This is a genomic window from Pseudomonas petroselini, from assembly GCF_045037875.1.
GTDB classification, from domain to species: Bacteria; Pseudomonadota; Gammaproteobacteria; order Pseudomonadales; family Pseudomonadaceae; genus Aquipseudomonas; species Aquipseudomonas petroselini.
In genome coordinates this window covers 2,241,457-2,264,469 of the sequence record NZ_CP173614.1, presented here as the reverse complement: position 1 = coordinate 2,264,469, position 23,013 = coordinate 2,241,457, and the positions used below count along the sequence as shown (strand labels likewise).

Below are 23,013 nucleotides of genomic sequence, written 5' to 3'. Positions count from 1 at the left end.
TTTCCAGTCAGAAACAGGTCGCCTGGTTTTAGGGCTGCTTCGCAGCCCAGCGCGGGGCAAGCCCGCTCACCACACAAGCCCGCTCACCCCAAATAGTTAATCGAACTTCTCCTCCTCCGTCAGTCAATGCAAATTTGTCTGATCCACCGCCATCGGGAGCAAGCCCCCTCCCACATTTTGACCGCATGCACTCCGATAGAACTTCTGCGCTCAGCCCCGCCTCATAAGTAACAAGCCCACCTCCCCCGGTCACCCCATGGACCTCGTCATCGCTCGCCCCGAAGGCCTCTACTGCCCCGCCGGAGATTTCTACATCGACCCCTGGCGACCGGTGGAACGCTCGGTCATCACCCACGCCCACGGCGACCATGCTCGCACCGGCAACCAGCACTATCTGGCGGCCGCTCCCGGCGAAGGCATCCTGCGTTCACGCCTGGGCCAGGACATCAACCTGCAGACCCTGGCCTATGGCGAAAAACTTCTACACCATGGCGTCACCCTAAGCTTCCACCCGGCCGGGCATGTGCTTGGCTCGGCCCAGGTGCGCCTGGAATACCAGGGTGAAGTCTGGGTCGCGTCCGGCGACTACAAGGTCGAGCCCGACGGTACCTGCGCGCCCTTCGAACCGGTGCGTTGCCACACGTTTATCACCGAATCCACCTTCGGCCTGCCGATCTACCGCTGGCAGCCCCAGGCGCAGATCTTCGCCGGGATCAACGACTGGTGGCAGGCGAACATCGCCGCCGGCAAAGCCAGCGTGTTGTTCTGTTATTCCTTCGGCAAGGCCCAGCGCATCCTGCATGGCATCGACGCCAGCATCGGCCCGATCCTCAGCCACGGCGCGGTCGAGCCGTTGAACCGGGTGTACCGCGAGGCTGGCATCTACATCCCTGAAACGCTTTACGCCGGTGACTTCAAGAAGACCGATCCGCTGTTACGCCAGGCCCTGATCATTGCCCCCCCGTCTGCGGGCGGCAGCAGTTGGATTAAGCGCTTCGGCGACTACAGCGACGCCTTCGCCAGCGGCTGGATGCGCTTGCGCGGCACCCGCCGACGACGCGGGGTCGACCGTGGTTTTGTGCTGTCGGACCACGCCGACTGGCCGGGCCTGTTGTGGGCCATCGAGCAAACCGGCGCGGAACGGGTGATGGTGACCCACGGTTCTGTCGGCGTATTGGTACGCCATCTGCGGGAAAAAGGCCTGGATGCCATGGGTTTCACCACTGAATACGGCGATGACGAAGAGGAGGCCAGCGCATGAAGGCCTTCGCCGAGCTGTACGCCAACCTCGACGCCACCACCTCGAGCAACGCCAAGCTGGCGGCGCTGCAGGCGTACTTTCGCCATGCCGCGCCGGAAGATGCAGCCTGGGCGGTGTACTTTCTGTCCGGCGGACGGCCGCGGCAATTGGTACCCACGCGTCTGTTGAGGGACATGGCCACCGAAGCGTCCGGCATCGAGCCGTGGCTGTTTGAAGAGAGCTACCAGTCGGTGGGCGACCTGGCGGAAACCATTTCCCTGCTGCTGCCGGAATCCCCCTACACCTCGGAGGACGGTCTGGCGGTGTGGCTGGAGGAAAAACTCTTGCCTCTGCGTGGCCTGCCTCCGCTGGACTTGGCAGAGCGGCTCCCTGCGTTATGGGCGCAACTGGATCAGCCGAGCCTGATGGTGTGCATCAAGTTGATCACCGGCAGTTTTCGTGTGGGCGTGTCGAAGTTGCTGGTCACCCGCGCCCTTGCCGCGATGGCAGAGCTCGACAGCAAGCGCGTGGCCCAGCGGTTGGTGGGCTACACCGATCTGTCCAATCACCCTACGCCTGAGGGCTACCTCAAGCTGATCGCCCCTGAATCGTCCGACGAACATGCGCAACGGGGCGGGCAGCCTTATCCGTTTTTCCTCGCTCACGGCTTGGCGCAACCGGTGGAGCAGTTCGACACCATGCTGGGTTCTCCCGCCGATTGGCAGGTCGAGTGGAAGTGGGATGGTATCCGTGCGCAGTTGGTCAAGCGTGACGGCCGTCTGTGGATCTGGTCACGGGGTGAAGAGCTGGTGACCGAGCGCTTCCCCGAACTCCACAGCCTGGTGAGCGGCTTGCCCGACGGCACGGTGATCGACGGCGAGATCGTGGTGTGGAAAGACGCGGTGCAACCCTTCGCTCAGTTGCAACAGCGCATCGGCCGCAAAACCCTGAGCAAAAAGGTACTGGAAGATGCCCCGGTCGCGGTCCTGGCCTACGACCTGTTGGAACATCAGGGCGACGATTGGCGCAACCACACCCAGGCCGAGCGCCGCGCCCAGCTTGAGCAGGTGATTGCCGGGTGCAACCAGCCTGTATTGCTGGCGTCCCCTCTGCTGACGGCAAACAGTTGGCAGGACCTGGCAGAACAGCGCGAAGCCTCCCGCAGCCTCGGCGTGGAAGGCATGATGCTCAAGGCGCGTGATGGCCTGTACGGCGTGGGCCGCACCAAGGACATGGGCGTGTGGTGGAAGTGGAAGGTCGACCCGTTCAGCGTCGACGCGGTGTTGATCTACGCCCAACGCGGCCACGGCCGACGCGCCAGTCTCTACAGCGATTACACCTTCGCGGTGTGGGACGGCCCGTCCGGCAGCGAACGTACGCTGGTGCCCTTTGCCAAGGCCTACTCAGGGCTGACCGACGAAGAGATGCGCAAGGTCGACGCGATTGTGCGCAAGACCACGGTGGAAAAGTTCGGCCCGGTGAGCAGCGTGACGCCGAGCATGGTGTTTGAATTGGGGTTTGAAGGGATTGCCCTGTCCAAGCGGCATAAGAGCGGGATTGCGGTGCGGTTTCCACGGATGTTGCGCTGGCGGCAGGATAAATCCGTGGAAGACGCTGACAACCTCGCCACCCTGCAAGACCTCCTGACCTGACACCGACCAACATGACCTTAAATGATGCACTGAATTTTCAATGCCCATTTTCGGGCATCACCTACACTCAGAACGCCCTTGTCCCACCTTTTAAAACGATCATTCGGAACTACATTCGGAACTATGGTGCAGAAATTGCTACTTGTGATCCGTCTGACACCGTTCAGTAACAGTCCTAAACGCGCCACAAGCGCTTATCTTGGTTTCCAGGGATTACATAATGAAAAAAGCATTGCTGACCCTTTCTGCACTGGCTCTGTGCATGGCCGCCGGTTCCGCGCTGGCCAAGGAATACAAGGAATTGCGTTTTGGTGTCGATCCGTCTTACGCGCCGTTCGAATCCAAGGCCGCCGACGGCAGCCTGGTAGGCTTCGATATCGACCTGGGCAATGCGATCTGCGCTGAGCTGAAAGTGAAGTGCAAATGGGTCGAAAGTGATTTCGACGGCATGATTCCAGGCTTGAAAGCCAACAAGTTCGACGGCGTGATTTCGTCCATGACCGTGACCCCGGTGCGCGAAAAGGCTATCGACTTCTCCAACGAGCTGTTCTCCGGCCCGACGTCGCTGGTGTTCAAGAAAGGCGCTGGCTACTCGACGCCTGAGTCCCTCAAGGGCAAATCCGTGGGCTACGAGCAAGGCACCATCCAGGAAGCCTACGCCAAGGCCGTACTGGATAAAGCCGGTGTGACCACCAAGGCCTACGCCAACCAGGACCAGGTGTATGCCGACCTGACTTCCGGGCGCCTCGACGCTTCCGTGCAGGACATGCTGCAAGCCGAACTGGGCTTCCTGAAGTCGCCGGCCGGTGCTGGTTATGAAGTCAGCGCAGCCATCGACGACCCATTGCTGCCGTCGAAAACCGCCATCGGTATCAAAAAAGGTAACACTGAACTGAAGGCGCTTTTGGATAAAGGTATCAAAGCGTTACACGATGATGGCACCTACGCCACTATCCAGAAGAAACACTTTGGCGATCTGAACCTGTACAGCGGCAAATAATGCCTGGAGCGCCCTTCCATTGGAGGGGCGCTTTTTTATCGCCATAGGTCCTGATTTATGTTCGAAGAATTGTTGCAAACCCTCGGGTTGAGCGCGCTCAGCTTGAAGGGTTTCGGCCCACTGTTGCTGCAAGGCACCTGGATGACCATCAAGTTATCGGTGCTGTCCCTGGCCGTCAGCGTGTTGCTGGGCCTGCTCGGCGCCAGCGCCAAATTGTCCAGCCTGCGACTGCTGCGTATCCCCGCCCAGCTCTACACCACGTTGATCCGCGGCGTGCCCGACCTGGTGCTGATGCTGCTGATTTTCTACAGCCTGCAAACCTGGCTCACCGGCCTGACTGATTTCATGGAATGGGAATACATCGAGATTGACCCATTCAGCGCCGGGGTGATCACCCTGGGCTTTATCTACGGTGCGTATTTCACCGAGACCTTCCGTGGCGCCATCCTTGCCGTGCCGCGCGGCCAACTGGAAGCCGCCACGGCCTACGGCCTCAAGCGCGGGCAACGGTTTCGCTACGTGACCTTCCCGCAGATGATGCGCTTTGCCTTGCCGGGTATCGGCAATAACTGGATGGTGATGCTCAAGGCCACGGCACTGGTGTCGATCATCGGCCTGGCCGACCTGGTCAAGGCCGCCCAGGACGCGGGCAAGAGCACTTACCAACTGTTCTATTTCCTGGTGCTCGCTGCACTCATCTATTTGCTGATCACCAGCGCGTCCAACTTTGTCCTGCGCCGTCTTGAACGTCGCTACTCCGCAGGCTCCCGGGAGGCAGTGCGATGATTGAACTCTTGCAAGAATACTGGCGCCCCTTCCTTTATAGCGACGGCCAGCACATCACCGGCCTGGCCATGACGATGTGGTTGCTCACGGCCGCACTCGTCATCGGCTTCGTGGTGTCGATCCCGCTGTCCATCGCCCGGGTATCGCGCAACCCGCTGGTACGTTGGCCGGTGCAGTTCTACACCTACCTGTTCCGGGGCACGCCGCTCTATATCCAGTTGCTGATCTGCTACACCGGCATCTACAGCATCGCCGCCGTGCGGGCGCAACCGGTGTTGGATGCGTTCTTTCGCGATGCGATGAACTGCACCATCCTGGCGTTCGCCCTCAACACATGCGCCTACACCACCGAGATTTTCGCCGGTTCCATACGCAGCATGGCCCACGGTGAAGTCGAAGCGGCCAAGGCCTACGGCTTGAGCGGCTGGAAGTTGTACGCCTACGTGATCATGCCATCGGCGTTGCGCCGCTCGTTGCCGTACTACAGCAATGAAGTGATTCTGATGCTGCACTCGACCACGGTAGCCTTTACCGCGACGATTCCGGACATCCTGAAAGTGGCACGGGATGCCAACTCGGCTACCTTCATGACCTTTCAATCATTCGGTATCGCTGCGCTGATCTACCTGACCGTGACCTTTGCGCTGGTCGGTCTGTTTCGTCTGGCGGAACGCCGCTGGCTGGCTTTCCTCGGGCCGAGCCATTAAGGAGCATTCATGCGGCATCACGTCCATGAGCTGATTGCGCCGGTGCCAGGCACGGCGCGGCAGATTCACAGTTTTCACTTCGGCCCGGAGCAGGCCGAGGGCAAGATCTACATCCAGTCATCGCTGCATGCCGACGAGCTACCGGGCATGCTGGTGGCGTGGCAGCTCAAGGTGCAGCTGGCGAAGCTGGCAGCGGCCGGCCGCCTGCGCAGCGAGATCGTGCTGGTGCCCATCGCCAATCCAGTGGGCCTGGAACAGGTGTTGATGGATATCCCGTTGGGTCGCTATGAGCTGGAGAGCGGGCAGAACTTCAATCGCCTGTTTGTCGACCTCAGTGAAGCCGTCGGCAACCAGATCGAAGACTTGCTCGGGGATGATCCCCGGCACAACACCGAACTGATCCGCGCGGCGCTGTCCACCGCGCTCGCCGCGCAAAGTGCCGACACCCAGTTGCAATCCCAGCGCCTGGTGCTGCAACGCCTGGCCTGCGACGCCGATATGGTGCTGGACCTGCATTGCGACTTCGAAGCCGTGGCGCACCTGTACACCACGCCCGAGGCGTGGCCGCAGGTGGAGCCGCTGGCGCGGTACATCGGTTCGGAAGCGAATTTGCTCGCGACCGATTCCGGTGGGCAGTCCTTCGATGAGTGTTTCACCTTGGTGTGGTGGCAGTTGCAGCAACGCTTCGGCAAGCGCTTCCCGATCCCCATGGGCAGTTTTTCGGTAACCGTCGAACTGCGCGGCCAGGGCGACGTCAACCACGGTTTGGCGGCGCTCGACTGCCAGGCGATCATCGATTACCTGATTCACTTCGGCGCCATTGCGGGCGATGCAGCACCGCTGCCCGACCTGCCCTACCCGGCCACGCCGCTGGCCGGCGTCGAACCGGTGGCAACGCCGGTGGGCGGCCTGCTGGTGTTCAGCGCCCTGCCCGGTGAATACCTGGAAGCCGGGCAACTGATCGCCGAAATCATCGACCCCATTTCCGACCGCGTAACGCCCGTGCACTGCCGACAGGCCGGCCTGCTTTACGCCCGTTCGCTGCGCCGCATGGCCACTGCCGGGATGGTCATCGGCCATGTCGCAGGCGCCGAAGCCTACCGCAGCGGCTACCTACTTTCGCCTTGAGGATGCACGCCCCATGTACAAATTGACCGTTGAAGGCCTGCATAAAAGCTATGGCGACAATGAGGTGCTCAAAGGTGTTTCGCTCAAGGCCAAGACCGGCGACGTGATCAGCCTGATCGGCGCCAGCGGCTCGGGTAAAAGCACTTTTTTGCGCTGTATCAACTTCCTGGAAACCCCCAACGACGGCGCGATGACCCTCGACGGGCAGCCGATCCGCATGGTCAGCGACCGCCACGGCATGCGCGTGGCCGATGACGCCGAATTGCAGCGCCTGCGCACGCGGCTGGCAATGGTGTTCCAGCACTTCAACCTGTGGAGCCACATGAGCGTGCTGGAAAACATCACCATGGCCCCGCGCCGGGTATTGGGTTGCAGCAAGAAGGACGCCGAAGACCGCGCCCGTCGCTACTTGGACAAGGTGGGGTTGCCAGCGCGCGTGGCCGATCAATACCCGGCGTTCCTGTCCGGCGGCCAGCAGCAACGGGTGGCCATCGCCCGGGCGTTGGCGATGGAACCGGAGGTGATGCTGTTCGACGAACCCACGTCGGCCCTCGACCCGGAGTTGGTGGGCGAAGTGTTGAAGGTGATCCAGGGACTGGCCGAGGAAGGCCGCACCATGATCATGGTGACCCACGAGATGAGCTTCGCGCGCAAGGTGTCGAGCCAGGTGCTGTTCCTGCACAAGGGCCTGGTGGAAGAGCAAGGCGCGCCGGAAGACGTGCTGGGCAATCCGAAGAGCGAACGCCTGCAACAGTTCCTGAGTGGCAACTTGAAGTAAACCTTTGCCCGCTCTGGAAGGTCTGTGGAATAGGCCTTCCAGAGTGTCAGCCGCCGTATGGCAAAACCCATCGACTTCGCCAAACAATGGTTTGCCGCCAAAGGCTGGAAGCCGTTCGCCTTTCAAAAAGACGTGTGGGCGGCGGTCAAGGACGGCCGGTCAGGATTGCTGCATGCCAGTACCGGCGCGGGTAAAACCTACGCGCTGTGGTTTGCGGCGCTTAATCGCTTCGCCCTCACTCGCCCGCCTGTGACGGGTAAGCGCAAACCAGCCGCCGAACCGCTGACGGTGCTGTGGATCACGCCCATGCGAGCCCTTGCGGCCGACACTGCGCGCGCCCTCGAAGCACCGCTTGAGGCTTTACAGATCCCCTGGAGCATCGGCCTGCGTACCGGCGATACCAGCAGCAGCGAGCGCGCCCGTCAGACCCGTCGCCAACCCACCGCACTGGTCACCACCCCGGAAAGCCTGACCTTGATGCTCGCCCGCGCCGACAGCGAAGCGAGCCTTGCGCACCTGCGCATGGTGGTCGTGGATGAATGGCATGAATTGATAGGCAACAAGCGCGGCGTGCAGTTGCAACTGGCGCTGGCGCGGCTGCGGCGTTGGCATCCGGAATTGATGGTGTGGGGCATTTCGGCGACCTTGGGCAACCAATCCCACGCCCTGGAAGTTTTGGTCCCACAAGGCGGTGGGATCAATGTGCAGGGGCAAACGGTCAAGCGGCTGGAAGTCGACACCTTGCTGCCGCCCGTCGCCGAGCGCTTTCCCTGGGCCGGGCATATCGGCTTGAAAATGTTGCCCCAAGTGGTGGCCGAGGTCGACGCCAGCCGCAGTTGCCTGGTGTTTACCAATACACGGGCGCAATCGGAAATCTGGTACCAGGCGCTGCTGGACGCCCGCCCCGATTGGGCCGGGGTGATCGCCCTGCACCATGGCTCGCTGTCACGCGAGACCCGCGACTGGGTGGAGCGGGCGCTCAAAGACGGCCAGCTCAAGGCGGTGGTGTGTACGTCCAGCCTGGACCTGGGGGTGGATTTTCTGCCGGTGGAGCGGGTGCTGCAGATTGGCTCGGCCAAGGGTGTGGCGCGCCTGATGCAGCGTGCCGGACGTTCAGGGCATGCACCGGGACGGCCGTCGCGGGTGACGCTGGTGCCGACCCACAGCCTGGAACTGGTGGAAGCCGCCGCCGCCCAGGATGCGATTGCCCAGCGGCGTATCGAAGCGCGGGAATCGCCTCACAAACCCTTGGATGTGCTCGTACAACATTTGGTGAGCATGGCCCTGGGCGGTGGCTTTACGCCGGATGCGCTGCTGACGGAAGTACGTGGCGCCTGGGCGTATCGCGAGCTGACGGATGCAGACTGGGCCTGGGCGCTGGGGTTTGTGCGCCATGGCGGTCTGTCGCTGACCGCTTACCCGGATTACCGCCGCGTGGAGCCGGACGAGCACGGTATCTGGCGCGTACCCGATGCGCGGCTGGCGCGCCGTCATCGGATGAGCGTGGGCACTATCGTCAGTGACGCGAGTATCCATTTGAAATACTGGAGCAAGGGCGGTGGCGGCAAGAATCTGGGCAGTGTCGAGGAAGGGTTTATCGCCCGGCTCAAACCCGGCGACGGCTTCCTGTTTGCCGGACGTTTGCTGGAACTGGTGCGCGTGGAAAACATGACCGCTTATGTACGGCGCAGCACCGCGAAAAAGGCCGCCGTACCGCGCTGGAATGGCGGGCGCATGCCCCTTTCCAATGAGCTGGCCCAGGCGGTGGTGGAACGTTTTGATGCGGCGGCGCATGGGCACTACGACGGCCCGGAGATGCAGGCGGTGCAACCCCTGTTGCAGACGCAGTTGCGCTGGTCCGGCTTGCCGACGCGCAAGCACTTGCTGGCCGAAGCCCTGAAATCGCGGGAGGGGTGGCACCTGTTTCTTTATCCGTTCGCCGGGCGCCAGGTGCACTTGGGCCTGGCGAGCCTGCTGGCGTGGCGGGTCAGCCAGCGGCAGCCTGTGACTTTCTCGATTGCGGTCAACGATTATGGGCTGGAGCTACTGAGTGCCACCGAGGTGGAGTGGCCGGAGTTGCTGGACCCGACACTGTTGGGGCCAGAACATCTGCTGCACGATGTGGCGGCCAGCCTGAATGCCGGAGAGCTGGCCCTGCGGCGTTTTCGTGAAATCGCACGGATCGCCGGGCTGGTGTTTGCCGGCTACCCCGGCGCGCCGAAAAGTACGCGACAGGTACAGGCCTCCAGCGGATTGTTCTTCGAGGTATTCAAGCAATATGACCCACAGAACCTGCTGCTGACGCAGGCCGGGGAAGAAGTCTTGCGTGATGAACTGGATATTCGTCGGCTGGAGGAGACATTGCTGCACATGGCGACGCTGCAATTGGACGTGCACGTGATCGAACGGCCTACGCCTTTGGCCTTTCCGTTGCTGGTTGAGCGGATGCGCGAAAGCATGAGCTCGGAAAAACTCTCGGAGCGTATTGCGCGAATGGTCAAGGATTTGGAAAAAGTCGCGGATAACGGGAAGCGCTGATGGTGTGTTCGGTGATGCTTGAGGGAGAAGAATTGTTGTTGCTGCCAGACAAGGCGGTGTATTGGCCGGCGCGCCGCTGCCTGTTGATTGCCGATGCGCATTTCGGCAAGGCGTCGGCGTATCGCAGCCTGGGCCAGCCGGTGCCGCAAGGCACCACGAGTGAGAACTTACAGCGCCTGGACCGATTGCTCTCGGCCCTACCGTGCGCGCAGGTGATCTTTCTCGGCGATTTCCTGCACGGCCCAGGGTCTCACGCCAGTGGCACGCTGAGCGCGCTGAGAGCCTGGCGAGCGCTTATCCCTGACCTGCCGATGACGTTGATTCGTGGCAATCACGATAAGCGCGCGGGTGACCCGCCTGTCGACTTGAGGATTGAGGTTGTCCCGGAGCCGTTGCTGATGGGCCCTTTCGCCCTGCAGCATGAACCGCACGCCCATCCCAGCCATCATGTCTTGGCGGGGCATGTGCATCCGGTGTATCGCTTGCGCGGCAAAGGCCGGCAGAGTTTGCGGCTGCCGTGCTTTCAGATCGGTACGCGGGTCAGCTTGCTGCCGGCGTTTGGGGCATTTACAGGGGGGTATGCGGTGGAACAGCGAGAAGATCACCAACTTTTTGTAATCGGCGATCAGGAAGTATGGCCAGTACGCTGAGGGACTGACCATTTCCCAACCTGCTGCCTGGCATCAAGCAACGGGAGCGGGTGGTGGCTCGTCTGGAAGGGTTGGCACCCCTTGCTCGTCGGGCTGCTCGGGCTGGCCGGGCGCAGGGTCTGGATCCGGTTGTCCAGGGACGCCACCTTCAAATGCAGGGTTTGCCATCAAGGACCAGGCCAGAACGCCAATCTGGTTGGGTTCAAGCCGGGCAAGTTCTGCGCTGATTCGCGGGTCGATCTTCATAAGGTACTCCTCAAGCGTGGCTCGGTGCGTTTTACACGCACCGAGGCAGTACACCTAGATAGAGTCACTTTCCGCAGACTAATTCCCTTTACGCGTAAGACCTTTCGATCAAGCGCGTGGGAGGGTGACGCCGCGCTGGCCCTGATACTTGCCTGCTCGGTCCTTATAGGACACTTCACACGCCTCATCGGACTGCAGGAACAGCATCTGCGCCACACCTTCGTTGGCATAGATCTTCGCCGGCAAGGTGGTGGTGTTGGAGAACTCCAGGGTCACATGGCCTTCCCACTCGGGTTCAAGTGGCGTCACGTTGACGATGATGCCGCAACGCGCGTAGGTGCTCTTACCCAGGCAGATGGTCAGCACGTCACGGGGAATACGGAAGAATTCCACGGTGCGCGCCAGGGCGAAGGAGTTGGGCGGAATGATGCACACGTCGCTCTTAACGTCGACGAAGCTCTTCTCGTCGAAGTTCTTCGGATCGACGATCGCCGAGTTGATGTTGGTGAACACCTTGAATTCATCGGCGCAGCGTACGTCGTAACCGTAGCTGGAAACCCCATACGAAATCACACGTTCGTCGCCTTCGCCACGAATCTGCCGCTCAACAAACGGTTCGATCATGCCGTGCTCTTGCGCCATGCGGCGAATCCACTTGTCCGATTTGATGCTCATGGCGGGTGTCCTGAATAGCGAGGTGGAAAAATACTGTGGGGCATCTTACCGGGGCCGGCGTTGGGGTTCAAAGGTCACAAGGCTTTTCTTGATGAATGCGCCGGCGGCTATAAGCCGCAGCCAGCGGGGCCGGGGTTAATATTGCCGCGCAGGGCGACCGTGGATACCACCGTCAGTCACGAATTTAGAGAAACCTTCGGAAATACCATTGGCACGTTCCGGAAAAAGGGTTAAGGTGGCGCCACTGTGCTGCTTGTGTCACTGAGAATCTCTACACGATATGTTGAATTTCGATCCAACCATCTCCAAGAATTTTTCCTGCTCTTTGCACTCAGTCTCGGCCAGGGCTTTTCCTGAGTCGCAGTTAACTTTGTCCAAGGAGATACACCATGTCTAATCGCCAAACTGGTACCGTTAAGTGGTTCAACGATGAAAAAGGCTTCGGCTTCATCACTCCACAATCCGGTGACGACCTGTTCGTTCACTTCAAAGCTATCCAATCCGACGGCTTCAAAAGCCTGAAAGAAGGCCAACAGGTTTCTTTCATCGCTACCCGCGGTCAGAAAGGCATGCAAGCTGAAGAAGTTCAAGTTATCTAACTTGTACTGACTTAGTCGAAAAGACCCCGCCCTTAAAAGCGGGGTTTTTTTATGCCTGGGATTTGGTAACACCGGGCACAAAAAATGTGGGAGGGGGCTTGCTCCCGATGGCGGTGGGTCAGTCGATACATCCAGTGACTGAACGATTGCCATCGGGAGCAAGCCCCCTCCCACATTCAAGCATTCAAGCTGCGCTGCTTACTGGAACAACGACTCACTCGACAAGCCATTCTTCTCCAGGATCTCACGCAAGCGCTTGAGCCCTTCCACCTGGATTTGTCGCACCCGCTCACGGGTCAGACCGATTTCCAGGCCTACATCCTCCAGGGTGCTGCTCTCATGGCCACGCAGGCCGAAGCGGCGAATCACCACTTCACGCTGCTTGTCCGTAAGCTCCGACAGCCACTGGTCAATACTTTGGGAAAGATCATCGTCCTGCAACAGCTCGCAAGGATCTGTAGGGCGATCATCCGTCAGGGTGTCCAGCAGGGTTTTATCCGAATCCGGACCCAGCGAGACGTCAACCGAAGACACGCGCTCGTTCAAGCCGAGCATGCGTTTCACCTCCGCTACCGGTTTCTCCAGCAGGTTGGCGATTTCTTCGGGCGAGGGTTCGTGATCGAGTTTTTGGGTCAGCTCACGTGCTGCCCGCAGGTAGACGTTAAGCTCTTTGACCACATGGATCGGCAACCGGATCGTACGGGTCTGATTCATGATCGCCCGTTCGATGGTCTGGCGGATCCACCAGGTCGCATAGGTTGAAAAGCGGAAGCCCCGCTCAGGGTCGAACTTCTCCACGGCCCGGATCAGGCCCAGGTTGCCTTCCTCGATCAAGTCCAACAGGGACAGCCCACGATTGACATAGCGTCGGGCGATTTTCACCACCAGGCGCAGGTTGCTTTCAATCATGCGCTTGCGCCCAGCCGGATCGCCCTTTTGCGACAAGCGCGCAAAATGGACTTCTTCTTCGGGGGTCAGCAGAGGGGAAAAGCCGATCTCATTGAGGTACAGCTGGGTCGCATCGAGCGCCCGCGTATAGTCAATGTACTTGTGTTGCTTTAACGCGGTGGAGTTCTTGGATTTGGTTCGAACTGAAGGTACAGCAGGTCCCTCATTCGACATCGATTCCGTAGCGATGCCGGTCTCCATAAGGAGAACCTCATCGTCGATGTCAAACTCCGGCGCTTCTTTACTGAGAGCCATTGTTATAGTCCTTTGGTGAGTTCGACCTCAAGCTCAAGCGGCGCCTTTATCCTTGGCAACGCTGGAGCCTGTTCCTTCTACGCGAGGGAACAGGCTGTGCAACACATCAACGACGGGGTAGGAATTGCAGCGGATCTACAGGCTTCCCTTGACGGCGAATCTCAAAGTGCAGTTTCACCCGGTCTGTACCCGTTGACCCCATTTCGGCAATTGTCTGTCCGACTTTGACCTGCTGCCCCTCCCGAACCAACAGCCTACGGTTGTGACCGTAAGCACTGACGTAGGTATCGCTGTGTTTGATGATGACCAGCTCGCCGTAGCCCCGTAAACCACTCCCGGCGTACACCACCGTCCCATCAGACGCAGCTAAAACAGGCTGTCCCAAATCCCCGGCGATATCAATGCCTTTATTCAAACTACCGTTTGAAGAGAATTTTCCAATCAGCACTCCATTTGAAGGCCATCCCCAGCCGGTCGGCGCGGGCCCGGCAGGCGGTAAAGGCGCAGGTGCGGGCTTGTTCGCAACCGTCGGCGCGGCGGTGCCGGCAGGCCGGGTAATGATGGTGGTCTTGCTCGAGGACGAGGGCGAAGATCCGGTATTTGTCACAACTGCCGTAGGCGCTGAACCGGTACGTCCATCGAAACGGATCGTCTGACCCGGATGTATCGTGTAGGGCACAGGAATATTGTTACGAGCTGCAAGCGCCTTGTAGTCCCAGCCATAACGGAAGGCGATCGAGAACATCGTATCGCCCTTGCGCACCACATACTGCCCGGTGGTTACCGTCGGCTTTTGCGGTGCGGCGTTATTACGGTCTACCACCCGCGCCCCGCTGCTTGGCGAGCTTGAGCACCCTACCAACACGGAACTGAAGACGAGGCCAAGCACCAGTCGATGAAAGCTTGTTTTACTCATACGCTGCGCAAGACCTGTGAGACTCACCCGCCGCTCCCTTTGTGGTGGCTGAACATGAATGCCTGTATCAGGCTTGAAATATGTCGCAAGTATAACTGGGCATTGAAGTTTTACCGGCACACGACTGAAACGAATCATTCAGCGTGTTTAAACGTCGTGCCAGTCATGTTGACTCAATAGACCCCGCCGTAAGACACATCCCCGCCAGCAGAATTCACCGCCGGCAAAAATTGATCACGCCAGCGGGCCATTGAGCAACGGCACAAAACGCACGGCCCCCAGCACATGCCGGGAAAAACCTTCGTCCTCACGAATAATGAGCATCAATTGTTGCACTTCACCGGAGCCTACCGGGATCACCAGCCGTCCGCCGGGAGCGAGTTGATCGAGCAATGCTTGCGGCACATCGGTGGCCACCGCAGTCACGATGATGCCGTTGTACGGCGCCAGCGCCGGCCAACCTTCCCAGCCATCGCCCCAGCGGAACACCACGTTGCGCAGGTTCAATTCCACCAGGCGCTCCTTGGCGCGGTCTTGCAACACCTTGATGCGCTCCACCGAGAACACCCGCTCGACCAACTGCGCAAGCACGGCGGTCTGGTAGCCGGAGCCGGTGCCGATTTCGAGCACCTTGTCCAACGGCCCCGCCGCCAGCAGCAGCTCGCTCATGCGTGCCACCATGTACGGCTGGGAAATGGTCTGGTTATGGCCGATGGGCAGCGCCGTGTCTTCATAAGCGCGGTGGGCCAGGGCCTCATCGACAAACAAGTGCCGAGGCGTACGCCGGATCACTTCCAGCACTTGGGCGTTGGACAGACCCTCTTCGTACAAGCGCTGGATCAAGCGTTCACGGGTACGCTGGGACGTCATCCCGATACCCCGGCGCAGCAAGTCGTCTTGTTCACGGCCCATCAGCGCAGCCCCTCCAGCCAGCCATCGAGACCACTGAAGGCATCACTGAAGGTGCGATCAAATTGCAATGGAGTAATCGACACATAACCCTGCATCACCGCATGAAAGTCCGTGCCCTCACCGCCATCTTCGGCATCACCCGCTGCGGCGATCCAATAGCCTTCCTTGCCACGCGGGTCGACTACCTTCAACGGCGCCGCCGCACGGGCACGATGACCCAGGCGCGTCAGCTGGATGCCGCGAATATGATCGAGGGGCAAATTGGGGATATTGACGTTGAGCACCGTGCGCGGCGGCAAGTCCAGGGTGGCATGGGCCTCCACCAGCTTGCGCGCGAAATACGCCGCAGTGGGCAGGTTATCCAGTTGGCGCGAAGCAAACGAAAAAGCGAATGCGGTACGCCCCAGGAAGCGCCCTTCAAGGGCCGCCGCCACGGTGCCGGAATACAGCACATCATCGCCCAGGTTGGCGCCCAGATTGATACCCGACACCACCAGGTCCGGCTCGTGATCCAGCAGGCTGTTGATGGCGAGGTGGACGCAGTCGGTGGGGGTGCCGTTCACGCTGATAAAGCCATTGGCCAGGACCTTCGGGTGCAGCGGACGGTCGAGCGTCAGCGAACTGCTGGCGCCGCTCTTGTCCTGGTCGGGGGCGACCACCACGCACTCGGCATAATCTTCCAGCGCAGCATAGAGCGCGGCAAGACCGGGTGCGGTGGCACCGTCATCGTTTGATATCAGAATACGCATGGGTTGTCCGTCTGCCCCACCGGCACCAGATCAACAAGCTCGCGCACCAAGACAGTGGCGAAGCATCCGGCCGGCAGGACGAATTCCAATTGCAGAATGTCCAGCGAGGGATAATGCCACGTCAAACCGCCAATGGGCAGTCGCAGAATGCGACGTTCCTGGCTCATGCCGGCATTCACCAGCCAATCGCGCAGGTCGGCCTCGCCGGCGGCAATGGCCTGTTCCAGCTCAAAGGTTGCACCACTGGCAGGTGAATCGCCTTCGCCCCACTGCGGACCGGTGGGGTGCAGGTCCAGAATCGCCAGGCGCGGGTCGCTGCATTCAGCCTCCCCCGCCGGAAAAAAACTGCGGCTGTCGGTAAACGCCAGCAAGTCGCCGACCTGGGCGCGCTGCCAGGAACCCTCGGCAACCCGCGCCGCCAGCACTTTGTTGAAGAGATAACTGCGCGCAGTCGACAACAAGCGCGAACGCACATTGCGCTGCTCCGGCAACGCCTTGCGCACGGCCCACTCGCGGGCGTCGACGACGTTGCCGCCGTTATGGCCAAAGCGCTGGGTGCCGAAGTAGTTCGGAATGCCATGCTGGGCGATCAGCTGCAACCGCGCGTCGATGGCTGCGGTATCGCCGACCAACTGCGTCAGGCGCAAGGTGAAACCATTGGCCGAATGCGCGCCGCGCTGCAGCTTGCGCTTGTGGCGGCCGGTCTTGAGGATCCTGAGCGTGTCGTTTTCTGCCGCGCTCATGTCCGGGTCAGCCTTGCCCGGTAGCTGCACGCTGAACCATTGGCGGGTCAACGCTTGGCGATCCTTGAGCCCGGCATAGCTGACGGTGCGCAACGGCACACCGGCCGCCTTGGCGATCCGACGTGCTGCTTCCTCGGTATTGAGACCGCGCTTCTCGACCCATAACCACAGGTGCTCGCCTTCGCCGGTCAACGGAATATCCAACACTTCGTCGACTTGGAAGTCTTCAGCCGTGGCCTTCAGCACCGCGCTGCCCAACGCCTCGCCATACGCCCGTGGGCCCAGCAGTTCCAAGTCGTTCATGCGCGCAGCAACAAGGCAACGGAGTGCACCGCAATGCCCTCTTCACGACCGGTAAACCCGAGTTTTTCGGTAGTGGTGGCTTTCACGTTGACTTGATCCAGTTCAATTTGCAGGTCAGCGGCAATCAGTGCGCGCATCGATTCGATATGGGGCGCCATCTTCGGCGCCTGGGCCACGATGGTGTTGTCGACGTTACCGACTTTCCAGCCCTTGGCATGGATCAAGCCCACAACGTGGCGCAGCAATACACGGCTGTCCGCGCCTTTGAAGGTCGGGTCTGTGTCCGGAAAGTGCTTGCCGATATCGCCCAACGCCGCCGCGCCGAGCAAGGCATCGCTCAAGGCATGCAACACAACGTCGCCGTCGGAATGAGCCAGCAACCCATGGTGGTGCGCAATGCGCACGCCGCCCAGGGTGATGAAATCGCCTTCAGCGAAACGGTGCACATCGTAGCCGTGGCCAATACGCATAAAAAAACGCCCCGATTTAATTCAGGGCGTGATTCTACCTACTTTTGCCTCACATTAACCGAGCAAAGCACGGCCATGGTGTCGCAAATGATCTTCGATGAAGCTGGCGATAAAGAAGTAGCTGTGGTCGTAGCCGGGTTGCAGGCGCAGTTCCAACGGATGGTTGGCCGCCTTGGCCGCTTGCTGCAAGGCTTCAGGCTTGAGTTGCACGGCGAGGAAATCGTCGCGGTCACCCTGGTCCACCAGCAGTGGCAGCTTTTCGGACGCTTCGCTGATCAGCACGCAGGCGTCCCACTCACGCCATTTCGAACGCTCCTCACCCAGGTAACGGGAGAACGCTTTCTGACCCCAGGGGCAATCCATCGGGTTGTTGATCGGCGAAAATGCCGACACCGATTGGTAACGCCCTGGGTTGCGCAATGCACACACCAACGCACCGTGGCCGCCCATGGAGTGGCCGCTGATGCCCCGTTTAGTCGAAGCCGGGAAATGCGCTTCAACCAATGCCGGCAATTCCTGCACCACGTAGTCATGCATCCGATAGTGCTTGGCCCAAGGTTGCTGGGTGGCATTTAGATAGAAACCGGCGCCGAGGCCGAAATCCCAGGCGTTATCCGGGTCACCCGGCACACCCGGCCCACGCGGGCTGGTGTCCGGTGCAACAATGATCAACCCCAGCTCGGCTGCCATGCGCTGGGCGCCGGCCTTCTGCATGAAGTTCTCATCGGTGCAGGTGAGACCGGACAACCAGTACAGCACCGGCAGCTTGCCGCCCTGCTCCGCTTGCGGCGGCAGGTAGACGGCAAACGTCATGTCGCAGTCGAGCACATCGGAATGATGCTTGTAGCGTTTATGCCAGCCGCCGAAGCTTTTCTGGCACGACAGGTTTTCCAGACTCATGGCCGACCTCAGAAGTGGATGACGGTACGAATGCTCTTGCCTTCATGCATCAGGTCAAACGCTTTGTTGATGTCTTCCAGGCCCATGGTGTGGGTGATGAAGGTGTCCAGCGGGATCTCGCCGGTCTGAGCCATTTCCACGTAGCTTGGCAGCTCGGTCCGGCCGCGCACGCCACCGAATGCCGAACCGCGCCAGACGCGACCGGTCACCAGCTGGAATGGACGGGTGGCGATTTCCTGGCCGGCACCGGCCACGCCGATGATCACCGACTCGCCCCAACCTTTGTGGCAGCACTCGAGGGCAGCGCGCATCAACTGCACGTTACCGATACATTCGAAGGAAAAGTCCACGCCACCGTCAGTCAGGTCGACGATCACGTCCTGGATCGGGCGATCGTAGTCTTTCGGGTTGATGCAGTCAGTGGCGCCGAGTTGCTTGGCGATCTCGAACTTGGCCGGGTTGATATCGATGGCAATGATGCGGCCAGCCTTGGCTTTGACCGCGCCAATAATGGCCGACAGACCGATACCGCCGAGGCCGAAAATGGCCACGGTATCGCCCGGCTTGACCTTGGCGGTGTTGATCACCGCACCGATACCGGTGGTAACGCCACAGCCCAGCAGGCAGACTTTTTCCAGCGGCGCTTCTTTAGGAATCTTGGCCACGGAAATTTCCGGCAGCACGGTGTATTCGGAGAAGGTCGAGGTGCCCATGTAGTGGAAAATCGGCTGACCTTTGTAGGAAAAGCGTGTAGTGCCGTCCGGCATCAGGCCTTTGCCCTGCGTGGCGCGGATGGCCTGGCAGAGGTTGGTCTTGCCCGACAGGCAGAATTTGCACTTGCCGCACTCCGGGGTGTACAGCGGAATTACATGATCACCCACCGCAACGGAAGTCACACCCTCGCCGATGGCTTCAACCACGGCACCGCCTTCATGGCCGAGGATCGACGGGAAGATGCCTTCCGGGTCGGCACCCGACAGGGTGTAGGCGTCGGTATGGCACACACCGGACGCGACCACCCGCAACAGCACTTCGCCAGCCTTGGGCATGGCGACATCCACTTCTACGATCTCAAGGGGCTTCTTGGCTTCGAAGGCTACGGCAGCGCGGGACTTGATCATCCGGGTTTCTCCAGGGAGTTAAAAACTGAGACGTAGAGTGTAAAACATGGCCATCTGATTAATAATCCAGACAAAAGCAAAACTTTATTGCTGTACAGGGATAATTGCCATGCTGGAAAACCGCTGGGAAGGCATCGATGAGTTTGTCGCCGTGGCTGAATGCAGCCAATTTACGGCGGCGGCCGAGCGCTTAGGCGTGTCGTCCTCCCATATCAGCCGGCAGGTGGCACGCCTGGAAGAGCGCCTGCAAACGCGCCTGCTGTATCGCAGTACGCGCAAGGTCACCCTGACCGAAGCGGGCCAGACCTTTCTGCAGCATTGCCAGCGCCTGCAGGATGGTCGCGAAGAAGCTCTGCGCGCGGTCGGCGACCTCACCAGCGAACCCAAAGGCATGTTACGCATGACCTGCGCCGTGGCGTACGGCGAGCGCTTTATCGTGCCGCTGGTCACACGCTTCATGGCGCTCTACCCCCAACTGCGGGTGGATATCGAGCTGAGCAACCGCCCATTGGACTTAGTGCACGAAGGCCTCGACCTCGCGATTCGCCTGGGGCGCCTGCAGGATTCGCGCATGGTTGCCAGCCGGCTGGCGCCGAGACGCATGTACCTGTGCGCGTCGCCGTCCTACCTGGCGCGGTATGGTCGGCCACATAGTTTGTCGGAGTTGAGTCGGCATAACTGCCTGATCGGCAGCTCGGATATCTGGCAACTGGCCCAGGACGGGCGGGAATTTTCCCAGCGTGTGCAGGGAAACTGGCGCTGCAACAGCGGTCAAGCGGTGCTGGATGCAGCGCTACAGGGCGTCGGGTTGTGCCAATTGCCGGACTATTATGTGCTGGAGCATCTGCACGGTGGCGCGCTGGTGTCGTTGCTGGAGGCACATCAACCGCCGAATACGGCGGTGTGGGCGCTGTATCCGCAGCAACGGCATTTGTCGCCGAAGGTCAGGAAGCTGGTGGATTTCTTGAAGGAGGGGCTGGCTGGGCGGCCGGAGTACAGCAGTTGACTGTATTGTTGTTTGGGCGGACCTCATCGGGGTGTAGCCCCCTCCCACCTTTGAATATGTTCACAGGTCAAAATGTGGGAGGGGGCTTGCCCCCGATGAAGTCGACACGATACAGGCGACTACCTGCGATTCGCCCACCGCAGCCGTAACCATTCCAGATCTTCGGGCCGGGTCACCTTGATGTTGTCCGAGCGCCCTTCGATCAATCGTGGCGCCTGACCAGACCATTCCATCGCCGAAGCTTCATCGGTAATGACCGCATCCGCCACCAGGCTATCGGCCAACGCGCGATGCAAGGCGCCGAGGCGGAACATCTGCGGGGTATAGGCCTGCCAGATCAGGCTGCGATCGACGGTTTCGATCACACGGCCATATTTGTCGACGCGCTTGAGGGTGTCGCGGGCCGGCACGGCCAGCAAGCCGCCGACCGGGTCGTCCGCCAGTTCGGCGAGCAACTTGTCCAGATCATCGCGACTCAGGTTCGGTCGTGCAGCATCGTGCACCAACACCCAGTCGTCATCGCCGGCACCCAAGGCATTGAGTTGCAGCAGTGCATTAAGTACTGAACCAGAGCGCTCAGAACCACCCTCCGCACGCTGGATACGCGGGTCGGCAGCACAGGCCAGGCTGGGCCAGTAGGGATCATCAGCAGCAAGACTGACCACCAGGCCCTTGAGCGATGGATGGTCGAGAAAACAGCCGAGGCTGTGTTCGAGAATAGTGCGCCCGCCCAATTGCAGGTACTGCTTGGGACGGTCCGCAGCCATACGGGCACCGACGCCCGCGGCAGGAATCACGGCCCAGAAGGCCGGCAAACGCTCACTCATTGGGCCAACTGGTAGAGGGTCTCGCCCTCCTTGACCATGCCCAATTCATGACGAGCCCGCTCTTCAACGGTCTCCGTGCCTTTTTTCAGCTCAAGCACTTCGGCATCGAGGACGCGGTTGCGCTCCAGCAAGATCTCGTTTTCGGCGTGCTGTGCAGCAATTTGCTCGGTCAGGTCTTTCACCTGCGCAAAGCTGCCATTACCCACCCATAGGCGGTATTGCAGGCCAGCCAGCAACAAGAGCAAGACGAGGAACAACCAATTGGGACTGCGCATCGAATATCGGGTATCCAGTGAAAAAAAACAGCCATGCAAAACTTTTGCAGCAACTGATAGCACGAAGCCTGGAAGAACCAGGCTTGTGCTTGATAGCCATCAGATTAGCGTCGAAATACACACTGTCGTGAGTTTTCCGACGCAATCCGCCGACCTTTTACCATTTTTACCATGTAGCGATCAGCCGCGAAACTCGCCGCGACCGTTGTACTTGGCCTTGCCAGCCAGTTGCTCTTCGATACGCAGCAATTGGTTGTACTTGGAAACGCGATCGGAACGGCACAGGGAACCGGTCTTGATCTGGCCCGCCGAAGTGCCCACGGCCAGGTCGGCAATGGTCGAATCTTCGGTTTCGCCGGAGCGGTGCGAAATCACGGCCGTATAGCCCGCCGCCTTGGCCATCTGGATGGCTTCCAGGGTTTCGGTCAGGGTGCCGATCTGGTTGAACTTGATCAGGATCGAGTTGGCGATCTTTTTATCGATGCCTTCTTTCAGGATCTTGGTGTTGGTCACGAACAAGTCGTCGCCCACCAGTTGGATTTTCTCGCCGATCTTGTCGGTGAGGATTTTCCAGCCGTCCCAGTCGGACTCGTCCAGGCCATCTTCGATCGAGATGATCGGGTAGCGCTGGGTCAAGCCCTTCAGGTATTCAGCGAAACCTTCGGAGTTGAACACCTGGCCTTCGCCGGACAGGTTGTATTTACCGTCCTCGTAGAACTCGCTGGCCGCGCAGTCCAGGGCCAGGGTAACGTCGGTGCCCAGCTTGTAGCCTGCGTTGGCCACGGCTTCGGAGATCACTTTCAGTGCGTCTTCGTTGGACGCCAGGTTCGGAGCGAAACCACCTTCGTCACCCACCGCAGTGCTCAGGCCACGGGCCTTCAGAACAGCCTTGAGGTGGTGGAAAATCTCGGTGCCCATGCGCAGGCCTTCGGAGAAGGACTTGGCGCCCACCGGCTGCACCATGAATTCCTGGATGTCGACGTTGTTATCGGCGTGCTCGCCACCGTTGATGATGTTCATCATTGGCACCGGCATCGAGTAGACACCCGGGGTACCGTTCAGGTTGGCGATGTGAGCGTACAGCGGCAGGTCCTGGTCCTGAGCAGCGGCCTTGGCGGCGGCCAGGGACACGGCGAGGATAGCGTTGGCACCCAGGCTGCCTTTGTTTTCGGTGCCGTCGAGCTTGATCATCGCGTGGTCCAGGGCTTTCTGGTCCAGCGGGTCCTTGCCCAGCAACAGGTCACGGATCGGGCCATTGATGTTGGCTACAGCCTTGAGAACACCCTTGCCCAGGTAACGGCTCTTGTCGCCATCACGCAGTTCCAGCGCTTCGCGCGAACCGGTGGAAGCACCGGACGGCGCGCAGGCGCTGCCGATGATGCCGTTATCGAGAAGCACGTCGGCTTCGACGGTGGGGTTGCCACGGGAGTCGAGAACTTCACGACCTTTGATGTCGACGATTTTTGCCATTGTTGTAAACACTCCAAAGTTGACGAAAACGACGCAGCTGAAGGAAATCTTTTGACCGACCGCAAGGGTGGAACAACGGGGCAGGCTTGCAGGCGACAAGGCCCAGGCCCGAGGGCCTG

The 23,013-nt window shown here is 60.3% G+C and carries 24 protein-coding genes; 11 read left to right on the top strand and 13 right to left on the bottom strand.

Annotated features, from left to right (window positions below; all coding sequences use genetic code 11):
• Positions 1 to 256: 256 nt before the first annotated feature.
• The 9 genes from ACI512_RS10510 to pdeM all read left to right on the top strand — a co-directional run bounded on the left by ACI512_RS10510 (position 257) and on the right by pdeM (position 10,479).
• Positions 257 to 1,261, top strand: a complete 1,005-nt coding sequence (locus ACI512_RS10510) for a ligase-associated DNA damage response exonuclease (protein WP_012722627.1) — start codon at positions 257 to 259, stop codon at positions 1,259 to 1,261.
• On the top strand, positions 1,258 to 2,892 hold the full coding sequence (locus ACI512_RS10505) for an ATP-dependent DNA ligase (RefSeq protein ID WP_236378800.1): 1,635 nt from the start codon (positions 1,258 to 1,260) through the stop codon (positions 2,890 to 2,892). Before ACI512_RS10510 ends, ACI512_RS10505 begins: the two co-directional genes overlap by 4 nt.
• Before the next feature lie 220 nt (positions 2,893 to 3,112).
• The gene (locus tag ACI512_RS10500; RefSeq protein WP_012722625.1) at positions 3,113 to 3,892 is read left to right on the top strand and encodes a transporter substrate-binding domain-containing protein; all 780 of its coding nucleotides are present in this window, start codon (positions 3,113 to 3,115) and stop codon (positions 3,890 to 3,892) included.
• Positions 3,893 to 3,949: 57 nt separating this feature from the next.
• On the top strand, positions 3,950 to 4,678 hold the full coding sequence (locus ACI512_RS10495; RefSeq protein ID WP_012722624.1) for an ABC transporter permease: 729 nt from the start codon (positions 3,950 to 3,952) through the stop codon (positions 4,676 to 4,678).
• The gene (locus ACI512_RS10490) at positions 4,675 to 5,385 is read left to right on the top strand and encodes an ABC transporter permease (protein WP_046036646.1); all 711 of its coding nucleotides are present in this window, start codon (positions 4,675 to 4,677) and stop codon (positions 5,383 to 5,385) included. The genes ACI512_RS10495 and ACI512_RS10490 overlap by 4 nt, the downstream gene beginning before the upstream one ends.
• A 9-nt stretch (positions 5,386 to 5,394) precedes the next feature.
• Positions 5,395 to 6,513 carry a succinylglutamate desuccinylase/aspartoacylase family protein gene (locus ACI512_RS10485; protein WP_236378803.1) on the top strand — a complete coding sequence of 373 codons (1,119 nt, stop codon included), beginning with the start codon at positions 5,395 to 5,397 and terminating at the stop codon, positions 6,511 to 6,513.
• A gap of 13 nt (positions 6,514 to 6,526) precedes the next feature.
• Positions 6,527 to 7,291 carry an ABC transporter ATP-binding protein gene (locus tag ACI512_RS10480; RefSeq protein WP_012722621.1) on the top strand — a complete coding sequence of 255 codons (765 nt, stop codon included), beginning with the start codon at positions 6,527 to 6,529 and terminating at the stop codon, positions 7,289 to 7,291.
• A 57-nt stretch (positions 7,292 to 7,348) separates the two neighbouring features.
• Positions 7,349 to 9,829 carry a ligase-associated DNA damage response DEXH box helicase gene (locus ACI512_RS10475; RefSeq protein ID WP_236378804.1) on the top strand — a complete coding sequence of 827 codons (2,481 nt, stop codon included), beginning with the start codon at positions 7,349 to 7,351 and terminating at the stop codon, positions 9,827 to 9,829.
• Positions 9,829 to 10,479 carry a ligase-associated DNA damage response endonuclease PdeM gene (gene pdeM, locus ACI512_RS10470; protein WP_236378810.1) on the top strand — a complete coding sequence of 217 codons (651 nt, stop codon included), beginning with the start codon at positions 9,829 to 9,831 and terminating at the stop codon, positions 10,477 to 10,479. The genes ACI512_RS10475 and pdeM overlap by 1 nt, the downstream gene beginning before the upstream one ends.
• Before the next feature lie 33 nt (positions 10,480 to 10,512).
• Here pdeM and ACI512_RS10465 read toward each other — a convergent pair whose 3' ends face one another.
• Both ACI512_RS10465 and dcd read right to left on the bottom strand, forming a co-directional pair.
• Entirely contained in the window at positions 10,513 to 10,725 is a 213-nt protein-coding gene (locus ACI512_RS10465) for a hypothetical protein (RefSeq protein WP_043204916.1), read from the bottom strand.
• A 108-nt stretch (positions 10,726 to 10,833) separates the two neighbouring features.
• On the bottom strand, positions 10,834 to 11,400 hold the full coding sequence (dcd, locus tag ACI512_RS10460) for a dCTP deaminase (protein WP_003189215.1): 567 nt from the start codon (positions 11,398 to 11,400) through the stop codon (positions 10,834 to 10,836).
• A 389-nt stretch (positions 11,401 to 11,789) separates the two neighbouring features.
• Between dcd and ACI512_RS10455 the strand changes: the two genes are divergently transcribed.
• Entirely contained in the window at positions 11,790 to 11,999 is a 210-nt protein-coding gene (locus ACI512_RS10455) for a cold-shock protein (protein WP_002554837.1), read from the top strand.
• A 198-nt stretch (positions 12,000 to 12,197) separates the two neighbouring features.
• Here ACI512_RS10455 and rpoS read toward each other — a convergent pair whose 3' ends face one another.
• The 8 genes from rpoS to ACI512_RS10415 form a co-directional block, all read right to left on the bottom strand.
• On the bottom strand, positions 12,198 to 13,202 hold the full coding sequence (gene rpoS, locus ACI512_RS10450; protein ID WP_046036642.1) for an RNA polymerase sigma factor RpoS: 1,005 nt from the start codon (positions 13,200 to 13,202) through the stop codon (positions 12,198 to 12,200).
• Positions 13,203 to 13,308: 106 nt separating this feature from the next.
• Positions 13,309 to 14,145, bottom strand: coding sequence for a peptidoglycan DD-metalloendopeptidase family protein (locus tag ACI512_RS10445; RefSeq protein WP_012722617.1), 837 nt, complete (start codon positions 14,143 to 14,145; stop codon positions 13,309 to 13,311).
• A gap of 207 nt (positions 14,146 to 14,352) precedes the next feature.
• Complete coding sequence (locus ACI512_RS10440) at positions 14,353 to 14,988, bottom strand: protein-L-isoaspartate(D-aspartate) O-methyltransferase (RefSeq protein WP_010563544.1); 636 nt, start codon at positions 14,986 to 14,988, stop codon at positions 14,353 to 14,355.
• Positions 14,989 to 15,029: 41 nt separating this feature from the next.
• Positions 15,030 to 15,779 (bottom strand): 5'/3'-nucleotidase SurE, encoded by a 750-nt coding sequence (gene surE / locus ACI512_RS10435; RefSeq protein ID WP_012722616.1) that lies wholly within the window; start codon positions 15,777 to 15,779, stop codon positions 15,030 to 15,032.
• Positions 15,767 to 16,825, bottom strand: a complete 1,059-nt coding sequence (truD, locus tag ACI512_RS10430; protein ID WP_064054970.1) for a tRNA pseudouridine(13) synthase TruD — start codon at positions 16,823 to 16,825, stop codon at positions 15,767 to 15,769. Before truD ends, surE begins: the two co-directional genes overlap by 13 nt.
• A complete protein-coding gene (gene ispF, locus ACI512_RS10425; protein ID WP_012722614.1) occupies positions 16,822 to 17,295 on the bottom strand; it encodes a 2-C-methyl-D-erythritol 2,4-cyclodiphosphate synthase in 474 nt (157 codons plus the stop codon). Before ispF ends, truD begins: the two co-directional genes overlap by 4 nt.
• A 54-nt stretch (positions 17,296 to 17,349) precedes the next feature.
• Positions 17,350 to 18,195: an S-formylglutathione hydrolase gene (gene fghA, locus ACI512_RS10420; RefSeq protein ID WP_236378813.1), complete on the bottom strand. Its 846-nt coding sequence runs from the start codon at positions 18,193 to 18,195 to the stop codon at positions 17,350 to 17,352.
• Between the two features lie 8 nt (positions 18,196 to 18,203).
• Positions 18,204 to 19,316, bottom strand: a complete 1,113-nt coding sequence (locus ACI512_RS10415) for an S-(hydroxymethyl)glutathione dehydrogenase/class III alcohol dehydrogenase (protein WP_012722612.1) — start codon at positions 19,314 to 19,316, stop codon at positions 18,204 to 18,206.
• A 109-nt stretch (positions 19,317 to 19,425) separates the two neighbouring features.
• On the opposite strand from ACI512_RS10415, the gene ACI512_RS10410 reads away from it, so the two are divergent.
• The gene (locus tag ACI512_RS10410; RefSeq protein WP_064054968.1) at positions 19,426 to 20,322 is read left to right on the top strand and encodes a LysR substrate-binding domain-containing protein; all 897 of its coding nucleotides are present in this window, start codon (positions 19,426 to 19,428) and stop codon (positions 20,320 to 20,322) included.
• A 119-nt stretch (positions 20,323 to 20,441) separates the two neighbouring features.
• Here the strand turns inward: ACI512_RS10410 and ispD are convergent, their stop codons facing one another.
• The 3 genes from ispD to eno form a co-directional block, all read right to left on the bottom strand.
• Positions 20,442 to 21,149, bottom strand: a complete 708-nt coding sequence (ispD, locus tag ACI512_RS10405) for a 2-C-methyl-D-erythritol 4-phosphate cytidylyltransferase (protein WP_012722610.1) — start codon at positions 21,147 to 21,149, stop codon at positions 20,442 to 20,444.
• Positions 21,146 to 21,424: a cell division protein FtsB gene (gene ftsB / locus ACI512_RS10400; RefSeq protein ID WP_003231201.1), complete on the bottom strand. Its 279-nt coding sequence runs from the start codon at positions 21,422 to 21,424 to the stop codon at positions 21,146 to 21,148. Before ftsB ends, ispD begins: the two co-directional genes overlap by 4 nt.
• 180 nt (positions 21,425 to 21,604) lie before the next feature.
• The gene (gene eno / locus ACI512_RS10395) at positions 21,605 to 22,894 is read right to left on the bottom strand and encodes a phosphopyruvate hydratase (protein ID WP_003189193.1); all 1,290 of its coding nucleotides are present in this window, start codon (positions 22,892 to 22,894) and stop codon (positions 21,605 to 21,607) included.
• Between the last annotated feature and the right edge of the window lie 119 nt (positions 22,895 to 23,013).